At 36.7% G+C, this 24,498-nt stretch carries 23 protein-coding genes and 1 rRNA gene (1 of these 24 cut by a window edge); 16 read left to right on the forward strand and 8 right to left on the reverse strand.

The genetic code is table 11. The annotated features are described in order from the left end of the window. Positions 1–77 precede the first annotated feature (77 nt). Together ASO14_RS02265 and ASO14_RS02270 are read left to right on the forward strand one after the other, a co-directional pair. Positions 78–428 (forward strand): hypothetical protein, encoded by a 351-nt coding sequence (locus tag ASO14_RS02265; RefSeq protein WP_068450907.1) that lies wholly within the window; start codon positions 78–80, stop codon positions 426–428. A gap of 23 nt (positions 429–451) precedes the next feature. Beyond that, positions 452–1,447: a YihY/virulence factor BrkB family protein gene (locus tag ASO14_RS02270; RefSeq protein ID WP_231726973.1), complete on the forward strand. Its 996-nt coding sequence runs from the start codon at positions 452–454 to the stop codon at positions 1,445–1,447. A 47-nt stretch (positions 1,448–1,494) separates the two neighbouring features. Here the strand turns inward: ASO14_RS02270 and ASO14_RS02275 are convergent, their stop codons facing one another. From ASO14_RS02275 to ASO14_RS02285, 3 genes are all read right to left on the reverse strand, one after another. After that, a complete protein-coding gene (locus ASO14_RS02275; RefSeq protein WP_068450908.1) occupies positions 1,495–3,393 on the reverse strand; it encodes a heavy metal translocating P-type ATPase in 1,899 nt (632 codons plus the stop codon). 271 nt (positions 3,394–3,664) lie between these two features. Continuing rightward, on the reverse strand, positions 3,665–5,197 hold the full coding sequence (locus ASO14_RS02280) for a fumarate hydratase (RefSeq protein WP_068450910.1): 1,533 nt from the start codon (positions 5,195–5,197) through the stop codon (positions 3,665–3,667). A gap of 187 nt (positions 5,198–5,384) precedes the next feature. After that, complete coding sequence (locus ASO14_RS02285; protein ID WP_068450912.1) at positions 5,385–5,585, reverse strand: SE1561 family protein; 201 nt, start codon at positions 5,583–5,585, stop codon at positions 5,385–5,387. A 185-nt stretch (positions 5,586–5,770) separates the two neighbouring features. Here ASO14_RS02285 and ASO14_RS02290 point away from each other — a divergent pair, with 185 nt between their 5' ends. After that, positions 5,771–6,937 (forward strand): MFS transporter, encoded by a 1,167-nt coding sequence (locus ASO14_RS02290; protein ID WP_409136413.1) that lies wholly within the window; start codon positions 5,771–5,773, stop codon positions 6,935–6,937. Positions 6,938–6,977: 40 nt separating this feature from the next. On the opposite strand, the gene ASO14_RS02295 is transcribed toward ASO14_RS02290, so the two are convergent. Beyond that, entirely contained in the window at positions 6,978–8,726 is a 1,749-nt protein-coding gene (locus tag ASO14_RS02295) for a methyl-accepting chemotaxis protein (RefSeq protein ID WP_068450915.1), read from the reverse strand. 216 nt (positions 8,727–8,942) lie between these two features. Between ASO14_RS02295 and ASO14_RS02300 the strand changes: the two genes are divergently transcribed. After that, a complete protein-coding gene (locus ASO14_RS02300) occupies positions 8,943–9,293 on the forward strand; it encodes a nuclear transport factor 2 family protein (RefSeq protein WP_068450917.1) in 351 nt (116 codons plus the stop codon). A gap of 26 nt (positions 9,294–9,319) precedes the next feature. Then, complete coding sequence (locus ASO14_RS02305) at positions 9,320–9,631, forward strand: hypothetical protein (RefSeq protein ID WP_068450919.1); 312 nt, start codon at positions 9,320–9,322, stop codon at positions 9,629–9,631. 140 nt (positions 9,632–9,771) lie between these two features. On the opposite strand, the gene rlmD is transcribed toward ASO14_RS02305, so the two are convergent. Together rlmD and ASO14_RS02315 are read right to left on the reverse strand one after the other, a co-directional pair. After that, positions 9,772–11,148, reverse strand: coding sequence for a 23S rRNA (uracil(1939)-C(5))-methyltransferase RlmD (gene rlmD, locus ASO14_RS02310; protein ID WP_068450924.1), 1,377 nt, complete (start codon positions 11,146–11,148; stop codon positions 9,772–9,774). 42 nt (positions 11,149–11,190) lie between these two features. Further along, positions 11,191–12,087, reverse strand: coding sequence for a TIGR01777 family oxidoreductase (locus tag ASO14_RS02315; protein ID WP_068450926.1), 897 nt, complete (start codon positions 12,085–12,087; stop codon positions 11,191–11,193). A 126-nt stretch (positions 12,088–12,213) separates the two neighbouring features. Here ASO14_RS02315 and recX point away from each other — a divergent pair, with 126 nt between their 5' ends. From recX to ASO14_RS02330, 3 genes are read left to right on the forward strand one after another with little or no spacing between them, the layout of a single operon-like run. Beyond that, the gene (gene recX / locus ASO14_RS02320; RefSeq protein WP_231726974.1) at positions 12,214–13,017 is read left to right on the forward strand and encodes a recombination regulator RecX; all 804 of its coding nucleotides are present in this window, start codon (positions 12,214–12,216) and stop codon (positions 13,015–13,017) included. Next, entirely contained in the window at positions 13,017–13,343 is a 327-nt protein-coding gene (locus tag ASO14_RS02325; RefSeq protein ID WP_068450931.1) for a YfhH family protein, read from the forward strand. The genes recX and ASO14_RS02325 overlap by 1 nt, the downstream gene beginning before the upstream one ends. Before the next feature lies 1 nt (position 13,344). Next, positions 13,345–13,593, forward strand: a complete 249-nt coding sequence (locus ASO14_RS02330) for a YfhJ family protein (protein WP_068450934.1) — start codon at positions 13,345–13,347, stop codon at positions 13,591–13,593. Between the two features lie 322 nt (positions 13,594–13,915). On the opposite strand, the gene ASO14_RS02335 is transcribed toward ASO14_RS02330, so the two are convergent. Beyond that, positions 13,916–14,887: a metal-dependent hydrolase gene (locus ASO14_RS02335; RefSeq protein ID WP_068450936.1), complete on the reverse strand. Its 972-nt coding sequence runs from the start codon at positions 14,885–14,887 to the stop codon at positions 13,916–13,918. A gap of 82 nt (positions 14,888–14,969) precedes the next feature. Between ASO14_RS02335 and mutY the strand changes: the two genes are divergently transcribed. From mutY to ASO14_RS02350, 3 genes are all read left to right on the forward strand, one after another. After that, positions 14,970–16,022, forward strand: coding sequence for an A/G-specific adenine glycosylase (gene mutY, locus ASO14_RS02340; RefSeq protein ID WP_068450941.1), 1,053 nt, complete (start codon positions 14,970–14,972; stop codon positions 16,020–16,022). A gap of 136 nt (positions 16,023–16,158) precedes the next feature. After that, on the forward strand, positions 16,159–16,707 hold the full coding sequence (gene ntdP, locus ASO14_RS02345; protein WP_068450943.1) for a nucleoside tri-diphosphate phosphatase: 549 nt from the start codon (positions 16,159–16,161) through the stop codon (positions 16,705–16,707). A 183-nt stretch (positions 16,708–16,890) separates the two neighbouring features. Continuing rightward, positions 16,891–18,636 (forward strand): ABC transporter ATP-binding protein, encoded by a 1,746-nt coding sequence (locus tag ASO14_RS02350; RefSeq protein ID WP_068450946.1) that lies wholly within the window; start codon positions 16,891–16,893, stop codon positions 18,634–18,636. Positions 18,637–18,681: 45 nt separating this feature from the next. Here ASO14_RS02350 and ASO14_RS02355 read toward each other — a convergent pair whose 3' ends face one another. Continuing rightward, positions 18,682–19,773: an FUSC family protein gene (locus tag ASO14_RS02355; protein ID WP_068450948.1), complete on the reverse strand. Its 1,092-nt coding sequence runs from the start codon at positions 19,771–19,773 to the stop codon at positions 18,682–18,684. A 154-nt stretch (positions 19,774–19,927) separates the two neighbouring features. Between ASO14_RS02355 and bcp the strand changes: the two genes are divergently transcribed. The 5 genes from bcp to ASO14_RS02380 form a co-directional block, all read left to right on the forward strand. Next, on the forward strand, positions 19,928–20,401 hold the full coding sequence (gene bcp / locus ASO14_RS02360) for a thioredoxin-dependent thiol peroxidase (protein ID WP_068450951.1): 474 nt from the start codon (positions 19,928–19,930) through the stop codon (positions 20,399–20,401). Beyond that, positions 20,398–21,342, forward strand: a complete 945-nt coding sequence (locus ASO14_RS02365; protein ID WP_068450955.1) for a D-2-hydroxyacid dehydrogenase — start codon at positions 20,398–20,400, stop codon at positions 21,340–21,342. Before bcp ends, ASO14_RS02365 begins: the two co-directional genes overlap by 4 nt. 137 nt (positions 21,343–21,479) lie before the next feature. Continuing rightward, positions 21,480–21,923: a peroxide-responsive transcriptional repressor PerR gene (gene perR, locus ASO14_RS02370; RefSeq protein ID WP_068450958.1), complete on the forward strand. Its 444-nt coding sequence runs from the start codon at positions 21,480–21,482 to the stop codon at positions 21,921–21,923. 170 nt (positions 21,924–22,093) lie between these two features. Next, entirely contained in the window at positions 22,094–22,957 is an 864-nt protein-coding gene (locus ASO14_RS02375; RefSeq protein WP_068450961.1) for a nucleotidyltransferase-like protein, read from the forward strand. 318 nt (positions 22,958–23,275) lie between these two features. Continuing rightward, positions 23,276–24,498: ribosomal RNA gene (locus tag ASO14_RS02380) — 16S ribosomal RNA — on the forward strand (it continues 325 nt past the right edge of the window).

Below are 24,498 nucleotides of genomic sequence, written 5' to 3' on the forward strand. Positions count from 1 at the left end.
CATAACGGTTTACTCACAAAGGAGAAGGGTACTATAATTGGGATTAGGAAATACATAAAAAACCGGAGGAGATAAATATGGGAAAAAAATTAGTGTATGGTATTTTAGCGGGAGCAGCAATTGGAGCAGCAGTAAGCTTAATGAATCGCGAAACACGAGAAAAAGCAGTACAAAAAGTAACGAACTTAAAAACAGATGCACAATATTACTATTACAATCGTGATGAGCTAAAACAAAAAGCAACAGAGAAATTTAGCAAAGTGCAGGGCATTGTAGAAATGGTAATGGAGAATAAAGATTACTATTTGGAAAAAATTGCTGAATTTAGAGAAACACCTAAATTGACGGAAGAAGTAAAAATTGCGAAAGAGGTAACGAATCAAGGTGTGGACGATGTGAAAAAAGCTGAAGATGTCATTCACCTATAAACTTTAAGAAGGGGGAGGTTTATATGGCGAGGAAGGCAAAAGTTAAACATTCATCTGAAATGTTCGAGCGTTTAAAAATGATGCAAGTGAAAAAGAGACAACGTGACACAGAAGTAGATGAACTCGATTACACAACGCGTAAAGGATATATAAAAGGCGTAATAGAAGGTATAAAAAAAGCAGATGTATCAAGTTCAGGAGCACAACTGGCCTATTTCTTCCTTCTATCATTATTTCCATTACTTATTTTTATTTTAACGCTTGTTCCATTTTTAAATTTGCGTCCAGAACAAGTTTTTGTATTTTTAGAAACAGCGTTACCGTCTGAAACCTATAATCTGATTAGTTCCACATTGAGAGAAGTTTTGGATACGCGTAGTGGAAGTTTATTATCCATTGGTATTATTGCGACTTTATGGTCTGCATCCAATGGAGTAAATGCACTTATCAAGAGTTTAAATCGCTCTTATGGAATTGAAGAAACAAGACCTTTTTTAATTGCTAGAGGAATGTCACTTATTTTAACCTTGATGTTTATTGTGTTAATTATTGTAGCTTTAGTCTTACCTGTATTTGGGCAAACTATTGGAAAAACTTTGTTTAATGAAATTGGATTAGGAGATAACTTTTTAATAATTTGGCAATACGTCCGAATTATTTTACCACCTATTTTAATAGCAAGTGTATTAATAATTGTTTATTGGGTGGCACCGAATATGCCGTTATATTTAAAAAGTGTCATTCCAGGAGCTATTTTTGCCACTGCTGCTTGGATTGCTGTGTCATATGGTTTTTCATTCTATATCAGTAATTTTGCCAATTATTCCAAAACATACGGCAGTATTGGAGGAATTATTATTTTAATGTTATGGCTTTATATTATTGGTATTGTATTAGTGATTGGTGGACAGTTAAATGTAGCGACACAAAGAAGAACTGAACAGAAGATGCGAAGAATGGATCAAGTATCTAAGCAAGAAGAAAAAGGTAAAATTTCAACAAAAGTATCTTCAATTTAACGGAAAAAGAGCAACCTCTAAAATAAAGAGGTTGCTCTTTTTTTTTATTAAATTTTTGTGCGTAACATACGCAAACCATTTAGAATAACTAGAATCGTACTACCTTCATGTCCGATAACACCGAGTGGTAAGTTAACAATTTGCAAGAAGTTAGAGATAACTAATAACATAATAATAGAAATAGAAAAGATAATATTTTGTTTCACGATTCGTTGCATTTTACGTGCTAGTTTAATGGCATGAGGAATTTTTGATAAATCATTTTTCATCAGTACGACATCTGCTGTTTCAAGTGCTACATCTGTTCCTTCACCCATCGCAATTCCTGTTGTTGCTGTTGCAAGAGCAGGCGCATCGTTAATGCCATCACCAACCATACCAACGAATTTATATTCTTCCATTAATTCTTTTACATGTTTTACTTTTGTATCCGGTAGACATTCCGCAATCGCTTGTTCAACGCCAGCTTCTTTTGCAATGACGTTAGCTGTATTATGGTTATCACCTGTTAGCATAACTGTGTGAATACCCATTTCATTCAACTGTTGAATCGCAAGTTTTGACTGTTCACGTACAGTATCTTTTAGGGCAACTAATGCTACAATCCCTTCATCATTTGCCATGAAGATGACTGTTTTACCTTCGTTTGTTAATTGATCTGCTAGATTGTTTTTAAATGCATGAACACGTTCAAAACCGACGAATTCAGGTTTACCAACTTGATACACTGTGCCATCAATTGTTCCTTTTAATCCCCAACCAGGCATGTCTTCAATTTGCGCTTTGCGGAAAGTAGATACATTTTGTTCTTCTGCATACGTTGTAATTGCGATTGCAAGTGGGTGATTAGATTGTGATTCAATCCCTGCTAACATCGCAAGCAATTCTTTTTCATCTAATCCATCTGCAGTGACGAAATCTGTTACTACTGGTTTACCTTGTGTTAATGTTCCTGTTTTATCAAAAGCAATAGCACGCAATGCACTTAAATGTTCGATGTGTAGACCACCTTTGAATAAAACACCACTACGAGCGCCACTTGAAATTGCTGATAGTGTTGCAGGTGTAATCGCTGCAACAAGCGCACATGGAGAAGCAACAACTAGTAATACCATCGCGCGATAAAATGTTGTGTTCCAGTCCCAATCTAATAAATAGTGGGGAAGGAAGAGCATAAGACCTACAACGGCTAAAACAATTTTGACATACGTTCCTTCAAAACGTTCGATGAATTGTTCAGAAGGTGATTTTTCACTTTGAGCTGATTGTACTAATTCAATAATCTTTGAGAAAAGTGAATCTGTATTTGGTTTTGTCATTTCGACAATTAATGTACTTGTTAAGTTGACTGTACCAGAGAATACTTCGTTTTGAATTTGTTTTGTTACAGGAATTGATTCACCTGTAATCGCTGATTCATCAATTGTTGAAATCCCTTCAACGACTACACCATCTGTTGGCACACGTTCGCCTGGTTTAATGAATAGACGATCCCCAACTTGTAATTCAGAAACTTGTACACGCTTTGTTGTACCATCTTCTAATAGTAAGTTTGCGACTTCAGGTTGTAAGTCCATTAGTGCTGAAATCTCTTTATGGCTTTTGTTCATCGCATAAGTTTCCATTGCACCACTTACTGCGAAGATGAAGATTAAGATGGCACCCTCTGTCCAATAACCGATAATTGCTGAGCCAATTGCAGCTAAAATCATCAATAATTCGACGTTTAAGGTTTTTTCTTTAATTGTCTCCTCAATACCTTCTTTTGCTTTTGCAAAGCCACCAATAATGAATGCAGCTAAGTATAAAACAACTACTAATGTAGTCTCGCCAATATTTTTGCTTAGAATCCATGCCACTAAAATAAGTACACCTGATAATAGGGCTGCAATCATTTCATGGTGTATTTTCATTTTCTCAATTAACGATTCATTTGTTTTTGTCATTCTTCTTACCTCCTTGAGAATGGATATCATTATCGAAATGGATATAAAATCACTTAAAAGCTTAAATATCAATGATTTTAGTTCGACTTATTTCTTTTTATTAATTTATAATTATTATAAAAAAAGAGAGGTTAAAAGTCAACTAAATGAGAAAATGACATTGATTATCAATTAGATAGAGGGTTTAAATTAGAATGATTATCATTAATGATTAGGTAATAATATAAAAAAAGCCGTAACGAAATGAATCGTTACGACTTCGATTTGTTTATTAGAATACGCGTTCAGCGTGATCTGCTAATTTTTCAAGTGATGATTTTTGAACATCTGCATGTAATGAGTTACCGTGAGAATCCATTGTAACTACCGCTGTGAAGTCTTCAACACCTAAGTGCCACATTGCTTCAGGAATACCGAATTCAAGTAAATCAACACCATCTACTGATTTAATACAGTCAGCATAGTACTGAGCAGCACCGCCGATTGCATTTAAGTATACGCCGCCATGTTCTTTTAATGCTGCAAGTGTTTTTGGACCCATGCCGCCTTTACCCATTACTGCGCGAATACCGAATTTTTTCATGATGTCGCCTTGGTATGGTTCTTCACGAATAGAAGTTGTTGGTCCAGCTGCTTTTACAGTCCAGTTACCATCTTCATCTTTAGCCATTACAGGACCACAGTGATAGATGATTTGACCATCTAAATCAACTGGTGCATCGTGGCTCATTAAGTGATGGTGGATTGCGTCGCGTCCTGTGTACATACGACCAGAAATTTGAACAACATCTCCAACTTTTAATGAACGGATTTTTTCTTCTGTAATTGGTGCAGTTAATTTTACAACTTCACCTTGTTGTTTTGTTTCAGCTTTTGCTTCTTCTTCAAAGCTGATTTTTTCGCCGTCTTGGTAGTGCCATTCCATAATTTCGCCAGTTTCAGCGTTGATGTTAACAGCCATACGACGGTATGCCCAACAGTTGTACGCTACTGATACGAAGAATGAAGCAGGGATACGGTGCATAACGCCGATTTTACAACCAAGTAATGTTGCTTCACCGCCGAAGCCCATTGTACCGATACCGAATGTGTTCGCTGTTTTAACAACATATTCTTCTAATTTCGCAAGGTCTTCATTTGGATTCACATCATCTACGTGACGGAATAATTGTTCTTTTGCTAAATCGTATCCAGATGAACGATCGCCACCGATTCCAACACCGATGAAGCCTGCTGAACAGCCTTGACCTTGTGCTTGGTAAACTGAGTGTAAGATACATTTACGGATACCGTCTAAGTCACGACCAGCACGACCTAAACCTTCTAATTCAGTTGGTAAGCTATATTGAATATTTTTATTCTCACAGCCGCCGCCTTTTAAGATTAACTTCATTTCGATGTAATCTTTTTCCCACTGTTCAAACTTGATAACTGGAACACCTTCGCCAAGGTTGTCACCGCTATTTGCGCCTGTTAATGAATCAACAGCGTTTGGACGTAGTTTTGCGTCAGCAGTTGTTTGTGCAATTGCTTTTTTAATCATTTCTTTAATTTCGATTTGGTTTACGCCAACAGGTGTTTTAATTTTAAATGTTGGTAGACCTGTATCTTGGCAAATTGGTGATACATTATCATCTGCCATGAAAATATTATTTGCGATTGTGTCTAAACTCATTGCAGCACGAGTTCCAGCATTTTCAGCTTCTTTCGCTTTTTTAATAGCACGACGAACGTCTTTTGGTAAGTTAGTAGATGTTTCTGTTACTAACTTATAAATGCTATTCTCAAGGTTTTGTAAATTCATAATAAAAAGTCCCCCTCAAAAGGTTTTATGTGAATCATTTTATATTATAACGTGTCTGAGATGGGAGAAAAAGAGAATATATAGAAATGCAGTGATTTTTTCAGAAAATTGTATGCAACATAGACAGGAAAAGTGTGAACAAAAAAAGAACAATTCGACTGTAATCGATTGTCCTCGTTTCGTTTATCTATTCTTTTTCTTCTGAATCCGTGCGGTTTTTAAATGTATCCATTTTTACTTCGATATCATCTACCATGGCAATTAAACGATCGATATCTTCTAACTCAGTCGTTTCAGGGTCGATTGCGTCTAGTACTTCCATGAAAATTTGCAGACGTTCTTTTAAATAGCTTACTTGCTGATCTTTATTTGTAATTGATTTACCCATCAGTACACCTCGTTTCATTGCTAGAATAACGGATTTATAACATTTTAGCAAATCCAAACAGAGCTCATTATTATCCGAATTTTCCGTTTATACATGAATGTATATTTACTAGGACTAAAATATGATACGATATGTTTCGGCTTTCAATTTATAAGCAAATTTATCTGTAGAAAGGAAGAAACTTGGTGAAAAATAACGATATTGCAAAAAAACGTTTTTGGATATTAGTCATCATCGTGTCGATTTCGGGTTTTTCTCAAGGAATGTTATTGCCGCTTATTTCAATCATTTTTGAAAAAGATGGTGTTGCTTCCTCACTCAATGGTTTAAATGCCACAGGTTTATATATAGGAACATTGCTCATTGCACCATTCGTTGAACAACCTTTACGTCGTTTTGGCTACAAGCCTGTCATCGTTACAGGTGGGGCACTCGTATTTGCTTCATTATTTTTATTTCCATTATGGAAGAGTGTATTATTTTGGTTCATTCTACGATTAGTTATCGGGATTGGAGATCATGCACTTCATTATGCAACGCAAACATGGATTACAACGACAGCACCAGTTGAAAAGTTAGGGAAGAATGTCGCAATTTACGGTTTATCATTCGGTCTTGGTTTCGCTGTTGGTCCTCAATTCGTTCCATTAGTCGAAATTAATGAAGCATTGCCATTCATTGTTTCTTCATTACTATGTTTAGCAGCTTGGTCACTAATTTTCTTCTTGAAAAATGAAAAACCAGAACCGATTCAAGTGAATCAACATGGAAACACATTCGTGCGCTATAAACGTGCGATGAAATACGCGTGGGTCGCATTTTTACCACCGCTTGTATATGGCTTTTTAGAATCTTCATTAAATGCCATCTTCCCAGTCTATGCAGTAAGAAATCACTTTGATTTATCGATGCTTGCCTTTACACTATCTGCTTTTTCAGTAGGGGGTATTCTAACACAAGTACCACTTGGAACACTTGGTGATCGCATTGGTAGACGAAAAGTATCGCTCATTGCACTCGGTGGTGGCGGTTTAATGTTTTTATTTGGTAGCTTTTTCGAATCATCTGAGTGGATTATTTTAATTAGTTTCTTATTAGCTGGTATGTTCTGTGGTTCTGTATTCTCTCTCGGTATCTCGTATATGACTGATTTAACACCGAAAGAGCTATTACCAACAGGGAACTTACTATGTAGTATTTTCTTCAGTGTTGGTAGTTTAGCAGGACCATTCTTAGGTGGTGCGTATGTACAATATGTGAATGCAAGCTTCCTCTTATTAATTGCAGGACTTGTATTATCCGTATTCTTCATCGCATTAATTTTCGGTAAGGAAAATAAAAAGGCAGTATAAAGAAAGAGGTAGGGAAAATTCCCCACCTCTTTTTTGTATGCTAATCAATTTTAAATTGATTAATCGCTTGTTTTAATAAGCCAATCTGATCCGATAAATCAGTTGCAGACTCAGCCACAATTTGAACAACTTTTTGTTGTTCTTCAATCGACTCAAATACTTCTGAAGTAGCAGCAGCATTATGCTGGCTAATTTGCGCGCTATGGTCAACAGAAGTTACAATGACGTCTTTTTGTGTCATGAGTTGTTGCACACTTTGGTTCACTTCTGTAATGGCTGTTTGAATTGAAGCGACTGTTTTTTGAATTTCTTCGAAAGATGTACCTGTATGTGTTACCGCATCGTTTTGTTGTTGAACAATTGCAGCTGTGCGATTAATTTCAGTATTTGCATTCATCGTTTCTGTTTCAATGCCTTTTAACGTATTTTGTACACTCTTTGTCGAAGAAGCAGTTTGCTCAGCTAGTTTACGCACTTCTTCTGCTACAACTGCAAATCCCTTACCATGTTCACCAGCACGTGCTGCTTCGATTGAAGCATTCAGCGCTAATAAATTCGTCTGTTCAGAAATCATATTAATCGATGTGATAATATTTTCGATTTCTTTCATTTTAGACGATAGATTGTGGAATACGTCTTGCACATGTTGTACTAGTTTTGCTGATTCATTCGACTTCTCTTGAAGAATTGAAAGTTGTGTTAAACCATTCGCATTTGCTTTTTCCATCGTATTTGATGTTTGTAACATATGTTGGTTCTTTTCATGAAGTTCTGTAATCTCTTCTGTTAAATGATCTGTCGCTTGTTTTGTTGATTGGCTGTCAGCTAATTGTTTATGCGAACCTTCAGACATTGTTTGAACACTATTTGAGATTTCATCTGTTGAAGCAGCTGCTTCTTCAGAAATAGCTGTTAAACTCGTTGATGTATCACGAATTTCTACGATGGATGTATCAACATCTTGGATCAGCTGTTTTAAACTAACTACCATACTATTAAAGTGATTATTCAATTGACCGATTTCATCTTCACGTTTTACTTCATCTAAAGGAATTGATAAATTGCCACTCGCGATTTCTTTTAATTTAGCTGTTAGTTTCTGAATAGGACGAGCGAATGTACGAGCTAAACGTAATGTTAAGAAGAAACCAATAATTAATGAAATGACAAGAGCAATAGACATCATTAATAATAACTGATTCGCAGGTGCATTAAAGTCTTTTTTGTATGAACTGGCTGCAACAATCCATCCCCAATTCGGATCGACTTTTGAGTATGTAATTTTATCAGCCGTTTTATCCATATTATCTGGCAGGTGGAATGGATACGATGTAAAACCGCCACCTTTTTCAGCCGTTTTAATAATATTACGAATGAAATATTGTCCGCTACTATCTTGTAAATCCCATGACTGTTTATCTTCAATATTAGGGTGACCAATCATTATACCGTCTTTTTCTAAGAAGAAGATGTAACCACTCTCACCTAAATCTGTTTTATTCGTAATCGGACGAAGGCCTTTATCATTCTTTTGTCCAATCGTTACTTCTTTCACTTTTTCCTGTGCTTCTTCAAGTGATAACTCACCTGATTCGACTTTTTGGTTGTATCCATCGATCAATTGCAATGTCGAGGTCACACTGTTTTTTACAATCGTTTCGCCTAATTCATTCATACTATTTTTTGCGTTGATGAAACTTACGATTCCGATGATTAAACAAGGAATCAGCATAAGGAGTAAAGAATTCAGCATAATTTTCCAATAAATTGAATTTAGTATTTTCTTCACAGTTACCTCCTAATAAGATGTGTCAATATATCTATTATGTATTCACTTAAAAAATAAATCAACATATTTGGAAAAAGAAGGTATAAGAAATTTTGTTTTTAAATAGCATTTTCTTTTAGAAAGAGAGAAAGTGATGATTTATTAGACTTTTTTTGTAAAAAAATTGACGTTTTTAATATAAAATAAGATGAAAGTATAGGCAGGGAGATGAAAGTGATGGGAGATAGAGTAGCTTATTTTTTACACCTTGAAAAAACATTAATGTATGGGCGATCAGATGATTTTAAAGAGTTATTATCAAATGACTTTGTTGAATTTGGAACATCTGGACGTATTTATAATAAAGAGATGCAATTAGATTCCGTAGATACAAAAGGATCGGCGGCATGTCCATTTATTATTAAAAATTTTTCTGTTCAGCAACTCGCACCGACGATTGTTCACATTACATATCAAACCGAGGTGATTGACAATGGAAGTCGATCTAATCGCAGTTCAATCTGGAAGTATGAACATGAAAAATGGCGCTTATATTTTCATCAAGGAACACCGACAATATCATTTTAATATAATAGAGGAAGAAGGCAGATTATATGAATGAATTTTGTAGTTGCGAAAGATTAACACATATAAAAGTAGAAGCAGATTTTTATACAGATCCACTATGGTGCAGTATTTGTGGTTATAATTTAGATATTGATGAGTTTCCACTAACAGAACTAATAAAAGAGAAGTTAATGTTATGGGTAGAAAAATATGAAGACGTATTAGGAAGGAATTTCCATCAATCGTCATTTGAATATGAACTTAACAAGCGAGACTATAATCAAGTTGGATTAGAATTAACAGAAGAAATCAAAAAGGATATAGGTCATCAATATAATATCTCATTTTCATATGTATAAATAAAAAGAAGATGAACATTTCATTTTCCTTATTTAGAGTTCGCAACGAAAAAACGGAACCACATGGCAGCGTGATTCCGTTTTTTCTTATGCACATATTAGATGGTGTTTTATACGTATGTCCCATCTTCTTTTTAGTTTTATTTTCTCAATGTCAATAATGTCACGCTTTCAACGTGAGCTGTTTGCGGGAACATATCTACAGGTTGAATGTATTCAATGTGATAGATTTTCGTTAATTGTGCTAAGTCTTTTGCGAGTGTTGATGGGTTGCATGATGTATAGACAAAGCGTTTTGGTTTAATTTTTAGAACGGCATCAATGAAGCTTGGTGCAAGTCCTGTACGTGGTGGGTCTACTGTTAAGACATCTGGTACAAAACCTTCTTTTTGCCAACGAGCTAACCAATCTTCAGCAGTGCCTGTTTTATAGATGGCGTGTTGAATGCCATGATTTTCAGCATTTTGTTTTGCGTTATCGATACTTTCAGGAATAACATCCATTCCACGAATTTCGCTCGCATCTTTCGCTAACCAAAGTCCAATTGTTCCAACACCACAGTAAGCATCGACAACTTTTTCTGAACCAGTGAGTGCCGCTGCTTTTTTAATTTGATTGTATAGATGAACCGTCTGCGTTGGGTTCAATTGGAAGAAAGCACGTGCAGATAGATCAAATGCAAATTCACCTAGTTCCTCATGAATCGTTTCTTTTCCTGCTAATACACGTGTAACGTCACCGAAAATAAGCGATGTATCTTCAGAATTAATATTTTGAACAATGGATACAACACGCTCATCAATGTGTTGTAACTTTTCAATCAGTTCTTCTTTTTGCGGGAAGTTTTTACGTGTTGTAACAATGACAAGTTGAACTTCACCTGTGCGAACGCCGACACGTACCACAATTGTACGAATAATACCTTTTGTTGAGAGACCATCGTACACAGGAATATTTAATGCCTCGATGATTTTTTTCGTTTTATTCGTTACAAATGTCGTCATTTCATGTTGAACAGGGCAATCATTTAAGTCGAGTAATTTATGGCTATTTTCAGCAAATAGTCCAGCCATTACATGTTTCCCTGGTTTTCTCACTTGGAATTGACTTTTATTACGGTAGTGCCATGGATCATCCATGCCAATTGTTGACTTCACGTTAATTTTCTTCGCTTGATTCGGTACATATTTTTGAAGTGCTTGTAATACTACATGACGTTTTGCGACAAGTTGACTGTCGTACGTCATGTGTTGCAACTGACAACCACCACATGCTTCATAAACAGGGCAGGGTGGTGTCACACGATGCTTGGATTTTTTTTGTACTTTTAATACTTTTGCTTCTGAGAAGTTTCGGCTCACTTTCGTAATTTCAGCGTAAACTTCTTCGCCAACAAGCGCGCCAGGGATGAAGACGATATTTCGCTTATAGTAACCAATTCCTTCGCCATTAATCCCTAATTTTTTTATATTCAATGGAATGCGTTTGCCGACTTCCATTATTGTTTCTTGTGCCATACGTGCCACGTCCTTTTGCCATAATCAAAAATCATTTCTCCATTATAGCAGATTTGAAAGGGCGTCATACAGTTTTGGATAATGGAATGTATAACCATGTTCTAATAAAACAGTTGGTTTTACATTTTGACCTTCCAATACCATCTTACTTTTTTCACCGAGCGCTGCTTTTAGTAAAGGGGCTGGTGTCGGGAACCAATGCGGTTTACGCTTAATTTCAGCGATTGTTTTGCCGAATTGTTCCATGCGAACAGGATATGGTGCGGTTACATTAACTGGGCCTGAAATTGTATCGTCTGAAATAACGAAATCAATTGCACCGACAACATCATCAATGTGTACCCATGATACCCACTGCATACCTGAGCCGAGTTTTCCGCCAATATAGAAATCATATGGCATGGCCATTAATTTTAATGCGCCACCACCTGAACCTAGAATGACACCGAAACGTGTGAAAACAGTTCGTACACCATAGGCTTCCGCACATTTTGCGATTTCTTCCCATTTCTTTACCGTACGTCCTAAAAAGTCGGTTGATTTTTGTGTAGAAGACTCGGTATAAACAGCCGCTTTTGATGTTGGATAAATACCGACTGCACTTGCGTTGACTAATACTTTTGGTTTATTTTCAAGGTCTTCAATGATTCGGATGATTTCAGTAGTCGCTTGCATACGACTTTTAAAGATGGCTTCTTTGCGTTCATCTGTCCAGCGGCCTTCATTTAATGAAACACCTGCTAAATTTATAAAGGCATCTGCATTTTCAAGTAATTCATTTGGTTTTGCATCTGGTTGTAACCACTGACAGTATTGTACATTCCCAACACGATGACTTTGTTTACGAGTTAGAATAATGACCTCATGTCCTTGTTGCGTGTAAAAGTCAGTTAACCCTTGTCCTACGAATCCACTACCACCTGCAATAACGATTTTCATAAAATACATCATTCCTTTTTCTAGTTTCCCTTATTGTACCCTTTATTTGACTTAGACATGCAATCAAAAGGTCTGGGTTGTCACGTTGAAAAGATGTATAATGAGAGGCAAGGTGGAGGTGATGATGTGGCACGCGTGATTACGAAAATTACACGACAAAAAAGAAATGAAGAACGCTATAATATTTATTTAGATGAGAAATATGCGTTCAGTGTGGATGAAGCCATTATCATTCAGTACGGTCTAACGAAGGGGAAGTCTCTTGATGAGATGGCGGTTGGAGAGATTGCCTTTGATGATGAAGTATCACGAGCCTATAATCGGGCCTTATCTTTTTTAGCGTATCAAATGCGTAGTGAGCATGAAGTACATCAGAAGTTGCTGAAAGCAGAGTTTGGTGAGGCAGTTATTCAAGAAGCCATTCAAAAATTAACACGACTTGGTTTTTTAAATGATGAAACGTATGCGACAGCCCTCGCAGAAACGAAAAAACGCACGTCTAAAAAAGGACCAAAAGCGATTTTACAAGATTTAAAACAAAAAGGAATCGATCCGAAGTTACAACAAGAAGTTGTGGAAGCTTTTTCTGAAGAAGAGCAATTGAGTATGGCGATGGAGCTTGCGGAGAAAAAAGTACGACAAGAGCAACGCAAAACACCAAGTCAAATTAAACAAAAAGTGCAAGAATTTTTAGTGCGAAAAGGATATAGTTTTTCAATCGTACAACAAGTACTTGAAACGATTGTCATTCAACCAGAAGAAGATGAATGGACCAGCCTGATTGATTTACAAGGAGAGAAAGTTTGGAGAAAATATAGTCAGAAGTATGAAGGCTATGAACTTCGTATGCGTGTTAAGCAAGCTTTGTATCAAAAAGGTTTTCCATCTGAAGTGATTGAACAGTATATAGAGAAGAGGGAACAGGAATAATGGAAAAAAAGTATAGTGAGATGACACCAACTGAATTACGCGAGTTGATTGCGACATTACGTGAAAAAGCGCGTCGTGCAGAACAATTAGGTATTCTAAATGAGTTTGCAGTATACGAGCGTAAAGCGATTTTAGCACAAGCTTTTTTATTAAACCCTGAAGATTTTAAAGTCGGAGAAATCTACCGTATTCAAGGAGACCCAGGTGTATTCTTTAAAATTGATTATTTAAAAGGAGTATATGCATGGGGATATCGTTTAGGCGGAGAACAGCAAATCGAAGCGATTCCTATTTCGATGTTAGTAGATGTGAAGGAGGCTTTTTAACTTGAAAACAAAAATTCAAGAGTTGGCAGAGTTACTGCAACAATCGAATGAGAATTTAAGTGAAGAAAAGGCACGTACATGGATTGAGTTATTATGGTCTGATTTTGAATCAACTTATGCGCGAGCAGGTTATTCATATAAGGGCGAAGAAATGACAGAGAAAATGGTACGTCAGTGGATTGAAAGTTATGGTTCGACACTACATGAATTTGTAGCGCGTAATCCAAAATACAAAGATTTATTAAATTAAAAAAGTGAGGTAGCGTGTCGAATACGCTATCTCACTTTTTACATGTTATAACCGAAAGAAAGTAGTAGAAGTGTAAGAACGGAAAGTAAAATGATACAGAGGCTAAGTACGATGACCGTCCAAATGACAAACACTTTGGACAGTTTCTTTTGATTTTTTAAAATAATAATGAGTGTAATTAACAATAATAAAAATAAAAAAAGGAATAAAGCAAATAAAGGGAAACGTTCTTTTGCTAAAAGAAGTAAGTCGATTGAAAACACCTCTTTCTATATAGTTAAAAAGCACAATGAGATTTAATCCACATTGTGCTTTTTTAGTTTTAACCTAATTTCGAACGTAATTTTTCTTCTGAGAAAATCCAGCCCGTATAAGAATTAACGACTTTTAAATGTTCATCTACTTGCGCTACCGCAACGAATGGATAGCGATTATTACTACGGTAGCGTAAATCGATTAGCCGCACTTCGGTTAAATTATTTTTGATTTTACGAATTTCAAAACGATAGATGGGTGAAAAGGATAGAAAACTTCTTAAATTTTCATCTTGAATAGCAACTTCGAAAAGTTCTTCTTCGGGTAGTGGCTCGATCTTAAATTTGTCGAGCAAAGTAATTGAACGTCCATAAGCTCTTGCAACATAATGATGTGTATCGGAATTCGCTGCTACACGATATTGGAAGAAGTAACGTGTAGGCGATAAATAGATGTCTTTTACATCTGGAATGGTATTTTGAACAGCTTGCTTTACAGCATGATGTAGCCAAGTTCTTATGATATAGTAAATGACGAGTGTGCCATATAAAATCGACATCGTGATGACAGGATCAGCACCGAATGCCCAAATCATAATGGCAATTACATTCAATCCAAAAATAATCGGATCAAACGTATTAATAATCCCAAGCGCAATCCATTTTTTTGTAAATGGCCGCAAAGCTTGAGTACCATAAGCATTGAAAATATCTACAAATACGTGTAAGGCGACTGCAAAAAAAGTCCATAACCAGAGATGAAGTACATTGGCATCTGGTAGTAACAGTAATAGGACAAGTGTGATTAATGTAGGCCAAATAAAGACTGCCGGAATCGAGTGTGTAATCCCTCGATGATGACGAATGTAGACGGCATTATTGCGAAGCTTTAATACCGTATCAATATCAGGCGCTTGTGATCCTAACATGACGCCAGCGATAACCGCTGTCGCTGTTGCAGTACTTGCTGCAACGGTTGGATCTGCAAATGTCAGGCCACTAATCGTAATGCCCATAACTAAGTGAGTCCCAGTATCCATTTTTTCAACTCCTTACAATACGAATCGCCTTTTAAAGTTGCTATACCCGATTTATCTTTATTTTAATTCAAGGAGGCCCCCAGTGTCATATCAATACAAAAAAGAGTTTCAACAATTTTTAGTCGAATGGTTCCAACGTGAAAAGCGAGATTTACCTTGGCGAAAAACGAAGGACCCTTATAAAATCTGGGTTTCAGAGGTGATGTTACAACAAACGCGTGTAGACACCGTCATTCCTTATTACGAAAATTTTTTAGAAAAGTTCCCAACTCCAGAAGTACTAGCTGAAGCGGAAGAATCCTTCTTATTAAAGCAGTGGGAAGGATTAGGATATTATTCACGTGCGCGTAATTTACAAGCAGGTGTACGTGAAGTCGTTGAATCTTACGGATCAATTGTACCAAATACACGTGATGAAATTTCGAAATTAAAAGGTGTCGGGCCTTATACGGCAGGTGCTGTTTTAAGTATCGCGTACGGTGTTCCTGAACATGCTGTTGATGGGAATGTGATGCGTGTATTAAGTCGTGTGCTATTAATTGAAGATGATATTGCGTTACCGAAAACAAGAAAAGTATTTGAAAAAGCTGTAATGGATTTAATTGATCCAGATCATCCATCTGATTTTAATCAGGGATTAATGGAATTAGGAGCATTAGTTTGTACGCCTACTTCTCCGAAATGTCTACTTTGCCCTGTGCGTGATTATTGTGGCGCATTTGCAGAAGGAAGAACAGCAGAGTTACCTGTAAAAGTGAAAAAAACAAAAGTGAAAAAATTGCATTATGATGTGTATGTCATTGAAAATGAAGCAGGACAGATTTGTATGGAACAAAGACCTGCTACAGGACTTCTTGCGAATATGTGGCAATTCCCAATGGTCGAACAAACGGCAGATTATTCAGGCATTGCACAGTATACAAAAGAACATGAAATTGAATTACATGGTCAGGAAGAATTAGTTGAACTAAAACATATCTTCTCACACATCGTTTGGCATCTAAAAGCTTTCTATGTTAAGGGCGAATCGAAGTCGGGTAAGTGGTTCACATTAGATGAAATCGAACATCTACCATTACCTGTACCGATGCAAAAGATTTTACAATCGTATCGCGTGCATACCAAAAAGCTTTAATTAAAATGTTAGAAAAAGAAGGAATTTGAAGTTTTTAGTGGAACATGACTTTTTTGCTACACGTTTAATGTCTACATTGATATAATGTTACAAAGAAGTTCTTTAAATGACTACGTTTCACAAAGGTGGGCTAAAAATGACAATTCCAGCAGAAGGGGACATTGTACAAATTCATAGCTACAAGCATAACGGTCAAATTCATCGTGTATGGCAGGAAACAATGGTCCTCAAAAGTACACCGAAGATTTTAATCGGTGCAAACGAGCGCACATTGGTGACAGAGTCAGATGGAAGAACATGGTTGACGCGTGAACCTTCCATCACTTATTTCCATACAGAGCTGTGGTTTAATATTATTTGTATGTTGCGTGAAGATGGTGTCTATTATTACTGCAATATGAGTTCGCCATTCGTATTTGATCATAATGCGATTAAATACATTGATTATGATTTGGATGTGAAAATTTTTCCCGATATGTCATACACATTATTAGATGAAGATGAGTATGAACAGCATAAACAAGAGATGAATTATCCACCAGTTATCGATAGTATTTTAAAAGCAAATGTGAACAAATTAATTAACTGGATTCAACAAAGAAGGGGACCTTTTGCACCGGACTTTATTGAAGCTTGGACGAATCGCTATGAATTTTATAAGCAGATTAAACAGCAAGAAGAGTAGTAAGGACAAGAACAAAACGCATAGTCTCGTAGAAGAGAGAACGGTCTTAGAAATCCATTCGGTTTCTGAGAACGTTTTTTTATTTCGACTGGAAAATTTTAAACCTTTTCTATTTACGAAATAAAACTTATAATGAATTTTGCGACAAAATAGGTCGTGTGAAATTTAAAGGAAGTGATCCAAATGGATAGTATGAAACGGTACATGAAATTTGTAAAACCGTATAAATGGGATATCGTATTTGCTTTTATCCTCGGTGTAATCAAATTCATGATTCCCTTAGCGATACCGTTATTAATTAAAGTCATCATTGATGATGTTATTAGTAATGATGGTTTACCACCGGATGAAAAGACAAAAAAATTATTCATGTGGATAATTTTCATGGCATTTTTATTCTTTATTGTTCGTCCACCAATCGAATATTACCGTCAATATTTTGCACAGCGTATTAGTAACCGTGTGCTTTATGATATTCGAACCAATATGTATGGACATTTGCAGAAATTAGGTCAGAAATTCTATGCGAATAATCGTGTAGGAGATGTTATCTCTCGTACCATTAATGATGTAGAACAGACAAAGGAATTTATTGTGACGGGGTTAATGAATGTCTGGATTGACCTTGTGACAGTTGTTATTGCGATTGGTATCATGTTATACATGGATTTCAAATTAACACTTGTAACGTTAATCGCGTTGCCATTCTATGTTATTAGCGTAAAGTTCTTCTTTACAAAATTGCGTACGTTAACGCGTGAACGTTCAAAAGCTTTAGCAGGTGTTCAGAGTTATCTACATGAACGTGTTCAAGGAATGAGTGTCATTACGAGTTTTACACTGGAACAACATGAACAAGGTGTTTTTAAAAAAGCAAATGGCAATTTTTTAGAAAAAGCTTTAGACCAAACACGTTGGAATGCGAAAACATTCATGGTTGTTAATACAGTTACAGGTATGGCGCCAGTAGCCGTAATTGGTTATGCAGGTTATCAAGTGATTCATGGTAGTTTAACACTTGGTGTACTAGCAGCATTCATCGGCTATATTGATAGTTTATATAATCCACTTCGACGCCTTGTTAATTCTTCAACTACTTTAACGCAATCTGTTGCTTCAATGGACCGTATGTTTGAATTAATGGATGAAAAGTATGACATTACAGATCGTGAAAATGCGAAAGAATTACAACAAGTAGCAGGTAAAGTAACGTTTGATGATGTCGCATTCCGGTATAATGATGACGGTCGAAATGTCTTAAATCAATTGAACTTTACGATTGAACCAGGACAAACAGCTGCATTTGTTGGTATGAGTGGTGGTGGGAAATCAACAATCATTAGTTTGATTCCACGTTTTTATGATGTGACAGGCGGGTCGATTAAAATAGATGGTCAAGATATACGTGATTTAACGATTGAATCTTTACGCCGAAATATCGGGATTGTTCAACAAGATAATGTATTATTTAGTGACTCAATTAAAGAAAATATTTTGATGGGGAATCCACAGGCGACAGATGAAGAAGTCTATGCAGCAGCGAAAGCAGCGAACGCACATGATTTTATTATGTCATTCCCAGATGGTTATGACACATTAGTTGGGGAACGTGGCGTGAAATTATCTGGCGGTCAAAAACAGCGTGTTGCTATTGCACGTGTATTTTTAAAAAATCCACCGATTTTAATTTTAGATGAAGCGACTTCAGCGCTTGATTTGGAGAGCGAAGCACTTATTCAAGAATCATTAGATCGCTTAGCGCATAATCGTACAACATTAATTGTTGCGCATCGTTTATCGACAATTACGCATGCCAATCAAATTATGCTCATCGATCATGGTGAAGTAAAAGAACATGGAACGCACCAACAGCTTATGCAAGCAGGCGGAGCATATCACGATTTATTCCAAGTACAAGTATTAGATTAAAACAGAAAAACCGAAATCGCATCATAAGGCGCGATTTCGGTTTTTTTAAATAACTTCTTCATTTTCTTCTTTGAACGATTCAGATGCATGGTGTTGAATGAACGATGTAATCAGTGTATTTAGATGTTCTAAGTTCTCTTCATAATCTAAAATGCGTGAAAGAATGTGTAACAAGTGGTAACTTGAGAATTCTTCTTCACTTTCACTCGCATGTTCATGTACGATATGTTGCGCGAAAATATCCATGACTTCATTACGTTGTAAGAATTCTTCTTCGCCAATCCAAGTCGTATGTTCAGCTTTTAACTTACCCGTATATTTTAGCAATAGTTGCTCGTGATATGTTAGTAAGAAATCAAGACGTTCTTGAATCATAATATGGAACTTTTCAGGAAGATGCGATAATTCATTTTCATGAAGGTGAAGACGATTTAATACCTCGATACTTTTCGTCATCGTAATTAACATTTGACGATAGACGACAAGTTTACGGTGTTTCATATTTCGTGCTTTTTTTGTATAACCACGTTCTTCTTTAAATAATTTGTACAAATTATTTACACGTTCGAACTGTTTGCGAAGTCGACGTAAAGATTGTTTTGTTGATGTATGTTCAGATGCTTGACGAACAGCGAGACGAATCCACTTAATAATATCTGTTTGTAAATACTTAATCGATGTGAATAATCTTTCTTCGTATTTAGGCGGTAAGAAAATTAAGTTGATGATGAATGCTGCAAGTACACCGGTCATGACTGTGACAAATCGCCACATCGCGAACTCGATGAAAGAGCCTTCTTGAAATTCCATAATCACAATAATCGTTACGAGAGCAAGTGAGATGCTCCCTTCTAATTTGAACTTCATCATAATGATGAGTGTCACCACAACAGCAAATCCAACGACTACATAGGAATGACCAAATGTAAGACCGAAAATAACGGCGATAACAGCGCCGATTAGATTCCCTTGAACTTGTTCAATAATGGTTTTGTAAGACCGATAGATGGAAGGTTGTAAAGCAAAGATTGCCGCGACTCCTGCGAAGATAGGAGCAGGTAGTTCAAACCAGTTCGCTAGGTAAAGTGCGAAAACAATTGCTACACCTGTTTTTAATATCCGGGCACCTAATTTCATGTGAAAGTGGGTAACCTCTCTTTCATTATTTATCGTCGTAACTTTATATCATATTGTAGAAACGGTCAACTATTTTTTCATTGTATATAAAATTCACGATATTTACCAAATATATTGTTACAATAGAAATAATTCAATTCATGGAGGGATTTAGATGGAATCATTGAAAAATAAAAAAGCACCTTTATTTACATTACCAAATGAAAAAGGGGAACAAGTAGCGTTAGAAAATTTCTTAGGTAAAAAGAATGTAATTTTATACTTCTATCCAAAAGACATGACACCTGGTTGTACAACAGAAGCTTGTGATTTTGCTGCAGCTTACGAAGATTTTTCAGATTTAGATGCTGTCATTCTTGGTGTAAGTCCAGATCCAGCTGAACGACATGAAAAATTCATCGCAAAACATAACTTACCATTCTCTTTATTAGTTGATACAGATGTCAAAGTAGCAGAAGCCTATGGTGTATGGCAACTGAAAAAGAATTTTGGTAAAGAATACATGGGAATTGTACGCTCGACGTTTTTAATTAATAAAGAAGGTATTGTTCAAGAAGAATGGCGTAATGTTCGTGTCAAAGATCATGTTGCGAAAGTAGCAGCAGTTTTAAGAGGTGAGAATGAATGATTTATTTCACATTTGATCCACGACCAGATTTAAAAAAGGATTTAGAACAGTTCATGCCAGAAGAACAAATCATCTATGAGACAAAAGTAGATAACAATCATTTGAATGAAGCAGAGATTCTTGTAACATATGGAGAAGACTTAACGCCTGAGCATATGAAGTCCATGAAAAATCTAAAATGGATTTTTGTTGCTTCTGCTGGAATTGAGAAAATGCCGCTTGCAGAGTTAGACGAAACCGAAATTATTGTATCAAATGTAAGAGGCATTCATAAAAAGCCGATGGCAGAATCCGTTTTAGCACACATTCTTTCATATTATCGTTCGTTACCGGCAATCTATGCAGAACAACGCGCACATAATTGGAAAAGAAAAATGCCTTCAAAAGAGTTAAATGGTGCAACAGCTCTTATTTTAGGACCAGGTGCAATTGGCAGTGAGATGGGGCGTTTACTTCAAGCTTTCGGTGTAAACACAATTGGTTGTAATCGTTCAGGTAAACAGGCAGATTATATGGATGAAATGATTGCTTTCAATCAATTATTAGACACATTACCTCGAGCTGAGATTGTTTTGTCTGTTTTGCCAAGTACAAAAGAAACAAAATATTTATTAACAGCAGATCATTTTAAAGCGATGAACCCCGACACATTATTTTTGAATTTTGGACGAGGCGATTTAGTTGCGACGAATGTGTTAATAGAAGCGTTACAACAAAAAGAGATTGCCTATGCAGTGTGTGATGTATTTGAACAAGAACCTTTACCATCAGACTCACCACTATACGACTTAGAGAATCTAACTGTGTCGCCACATGTCTCAAGTCAGTCTTCTCGTTATCTTGAAAGAAGTTTCGATATTTTTAAAGAAAACTATCGTCACTATCGTAAGGGTGATTATGATCAAATCACAAACCAAGTAAATTTAAAAAATGGTTATTAATTTTCAATACCACGCTTCTATTTGAGAATAGCTGCGTGGTATTTTAATTTTGAGTATAAGAAGTTGACAGTAACCACTAATATTAGATAAACTAATTATAACGATTATAATTAAAGAATACTTATGAAAGAGGGTGCATGGCGATGTCTGAAATGCAATTAGAAACTGCGCTAGACACGCTCAAGAAAACAGGCGTTAGGATAACACCGCAGCGTCATGCGATTTTAGAATATTTGATTGAAGCGATGTCACATCCAACAGCTGATGAGATTTATAAATCATTAGAGTCAAAATTTCCGAATATGAGTGTAGCCACTGTTTATAATAATTTACGTGTATTTAAAGAATCCGGATTAGTACAAGAATTAACATATGGCGATAATGCAAGCCGTTTTGATTTTGTTACAAGTAAACACTATCATACGATTTGTCAGTCATGTGGTAAGATTGTAGACTTCCATTACCCTGGGCTTGACGAAATTGAACATTTCGCTTCACACGTAACAGGTTTTAAAATTAATTCACACCGTTTAGAGATTTATGGTGTATGTCCTGAATGTCAAGAAGAGCAGTCGCAATAATAGTAAGAGGGAGTTGCATAACGCAATTCCTTTTTTTATTGTTAACTCTTGCCGAGTGACGTTCGTTTTAATATGATTAAAGATAGAGATGAATCTATGCATGTGTCTGGATTTCATTTTGTGCGTTTTCGAACATGACTTTCTAATGAGTAGAAGCAGGGGGAATTCAAATGGAACATATTTTACGTCCAATTTATCAAGAGCGAGCAAGTGATCCAAATACATTAGGTGCTATCTTAGTCGAAAAGATTGATGATCTAAGTCCTGAAACAGATAATATAGATGCTATTCTTCTTATATTAGTAGCAGAAGCAGAGCTATCTGTTTTTACAAAACACTATACATATGAAGAACATCATGCAGCTATGCATATCGTGACAAATAAACAATTGCGTAAATGGTTACTGTTAGGTACGAATAAAAAAATCATCAATTGGATTATGGACGGTCGTGTTGTGTTTGATCGTAATGAAACAATTTATTCACTGCGACAAGAGATGCGAAATAATCCACGATACGGTCGACATGTAAAACTTGGTATTGAATTTTCAAAGCTACTTAGAAGGTTTCAAGAAGGTCGTGTGAGTTTTGAACAACGTGATTATGTAGATGCTTTCTTTCAAATGATGGAATGTCTACATCATGTAGCAAGACTTTCTATTATTGAAGTAGGTGTTTACCCAGAGTTAAAAGTGTGGGAACAAGTAAAAACATATAATAATGAAATTTATGATTTATATGAAGGTTTTATTGAAAAACCACGACCTATTGAACAAAAGATTTTAGAAGTAATCGTTTATATAGAAAGTTTTATAGATCAGAAGGTTGTTGAGAGCGGTCGTCATATTGTTGAAGTAATGAAACAAAAAGATGTATGGACGATTCAAGAATTACATGAGCATGAAGAATTGAAAAATTACTCGATTAACTTAGAGGTATTTGTTGAATACTTAATTGATAAAGGTTATATTAAGATAGAACTTTTACCGACGAAGTCGAATGATGTAAAACATCGTTTATATAAGGTTGAATAAAGTTTTTAAAAAAGTTTATAAAAAGTGTTGACTTCGAACAATAAGTTATTGTATTATATTAAATGTCAGTAAGACATGACAACAAAACAACACATCAACATTGTTTGATAAGTCGAAAAAACTTTTTTAAAAAAGTTGTTGACAAACAAATCGATAAGATGATAAGATATTGAAGTCGCTAAGAAACGACACAATAACATGAACCTTGAAAACTAAACAAGCAAGAAGATAATCACAAACAAGTCTTATCACGTTAAGTGAATAAGCAATTGTTATCAAAAGATAACGCTAGCAAAGCAAATGAGCTTTCAAACTACTTTTATGGAGAGTTTGATCCTGGCTCAGGACGAACGCTGGCGGCGTGCCTAATACATGCAAGTCGAGCGAATGACGAGAAGCTTGCTTCTCTGATTTAGCGGCGGACGGGTGAGTAACACGTGGGCAACCTGCCCTACAGATCGGGATAACTCAGGGAAACCTGGGCTAATACCGGATAATCCTTCGAATCACATGTTTTGAAGTTGAAAGGCGCTTCGGCGTCACTGTAGGATGGGCCCGCGGTGCATTAGCTAGTTGGTGGGGTAACGGCCTACCAAGGCAACGATGCATAGCCGACCTGAGAGGGTGATCGGCCACATTGGGACTGAGACACGGCCCAAACTCCTACGGGAGGCAGCAGTAGGGAATCTTCCACAATGGACGAAAGTCTGATGGAGCAACGCCGCGTGAGTGATGAAGGTTTTCGGATCGTAAAACTCTGTTGTAAGGGAAGAACAAGTACGTTAGGAAATGAACGTACCTTGACGGTACCTTATTAGAAAGCCACGGCTAACTACGTGCCAGCAGCCGCGGTAATACGTAGGTGGCAAGCGTTGTCCGGATTTATTGGGCGTAAAGCGCGCGCAGGTGGTTTCTTAAGTCTGATGTGAAAGCCCACGGCTCAACCGTGGAGGGTCATTGGAAACTGGGGAACTTGAGTGCAGAAGAGGATAGTGGAATTCCAAGTGTAGCGGTGAAATGCGTAGAGATTTGGAGGAACACCAGTGGCGAAGGCGACTGTCTGGTCTGTAACTGACACTGAGGCGCGAAAGCGTGGGGAGCAAACAGGATTAGATACCCTGGTAGTCCACGCCGTAAACGATGAGTGCTAAGTGTTAGGGGGTTTCCGCCCCTTAGTGCTGCAGCTAACGCATTAAGCACTCCGCCTGGGGAGTACGACCGCAAGGTTGAAACTCAAAGGAATTGACGGGGGCCCGCACAAGCGGTGGAGCATGTGGTTTAATTCGAAGCAACGCGAAGAACCTTACCAGGTCTTGACATCCCAATGACCGTCCTAGAGATAGGATTTTCCCTTCGGGGACATTGGTGACAGGTGGTGCATGGTTGTCGTCAGCTCGTGTCGTGAGATGTTGGGTTAAGTCCCGCAACGAGCGCAACCCTTATTCTTAGTTGCCATCATTTAGTTGGGCACTCTAAGGAGACTGCCGGTGACAAACCGGAGGAAGGTGGGGATGACGTCAAATCATCATGCCCCTTATGAC

This window comes from Kurthia sp. 11kri321 (genome assembly GCF_001534765.1).
Taxonomy (GTDB): Bacteria; Bacillota; Bacilli; order Bacillales_A; family Planococcaceae; genus Kurthia; species Kurthia gibsonii.

Coding starts and splice junctions, on each gene's coding strand:
- ASO14_RS02265 (WP_068450907.1), top strand. CDS start 78: ATGGGAAAAAAATTAGTGTATGGTATTTTAGCGGGAGCAGCAATTGGA.
- ASO14_RS02270 (WP_231726973.1), top strand. CDS start 452: ATGGCGAGGAAGGCAAAAGTTAAACATTCATCTGAAATGTTCGAGCGT.
- ASO14_RS02275 (WP_068450908.1), bottom strand. CDS start 3,393: ATGACAAAAACAAATGAATCGTTAATTGAGAAAATGAAAATACACCAT.
- ASO14_RS02280 (WP_068450910.1), bottom strand. CDS start 5,197: ATGAATTTACAAAACCTTGAGAATAGCATTTATAAGTTAGTAACAGAA.
- ASO14_RS02285 (WP_068450912.1), bottom strand. CDS start 5,585: ATGGGTAAATCAATTACAAATAAAGATCAGCAAGTAAGCTATTTAAAA.
- ASO14_RS02300 (WP_068450917.1), top strand. CDS start 8,943: ATGGGAGATAGAGTAGCTTATTTTTTACACCTTGAAAAAACATTAATG.
- ASO14_RS02305 (WP_068450919.1), top strand. CDS start 9,320: ATGAATGAATTTTGTAGTTGCGAAAGATTAACACATATAAAAGTAGAA.
- rlmD (WP_068450924.1), bottom strand. CDS start 11,148: ATGGCACAAGAAACAATAATGGAAGTCGGCAAACGCATTCCATTGAAT.
- ASO14_RS02315 (WP_068450926.1), bottom strand. CDS start 12,087: ATGAAAATCGTTATTGCAGGTGGTAGTGGATTCGTAGGACAAGGGTTA.
- ASO14_RS02325 (WP_068450931.1), top strand. CDS start 13,017: ATGGAAAAAAAGTATAGTGAGATGACACCAACTGAATTACGCGAGTTG.
- ASO14_RS02335 (WP_068450936.1), bottom strand. CDS start 14,887: ATGGATACTGGGACTCACTTAGTTATGGGCATTACGATTAGTGGCCTG.
- ntdP (WP_068450943.1), top strand. CDS start 16,159: ATGACAATTCCAGCAGAAGGGGACATTGTACAAATTCATAGCTACAAG.
- ASO14_RS02350 (WP_068450946.1), top strand. CDS start 16,891: ATGGATAGTATGAAACGGTACATGAAATTTGTAAAACCGTATAAATGG.
- ASO14_RS02355 (WP_068450948.1), bottom strand. CDS start 19,773: ATGAAATTAGGTGCCCGGATATTAAAAACAGGTGTAGCAATTGTTTTC.
- bcp (WP_068450951.1), top strand. CDS start 19,928: ATGGAATCATTGAAAAATAAAAAAGCACCTTTATTTACATTACCAAAT.
- ASO14_RS02365 (WP_068450955.1), top strand. CDS start 20,398: ATGATTTATTTCACATTTGATCCACGACCAGATTTAAAAAAGGATTTA.
- perR (WP_068450958.1), top strand. CDS start 21,480: ATGGCGATGTCTGAAATGCAATTAGAAACTGCGCTAGACACGCTCAAG.
- ASO14_RS02375 (WP_068450961.1), top strand. CDS start 22,094: ATGGAACATATTTTACGTCCAATTTATCAAGAGCGAGCAAGTGATCCA.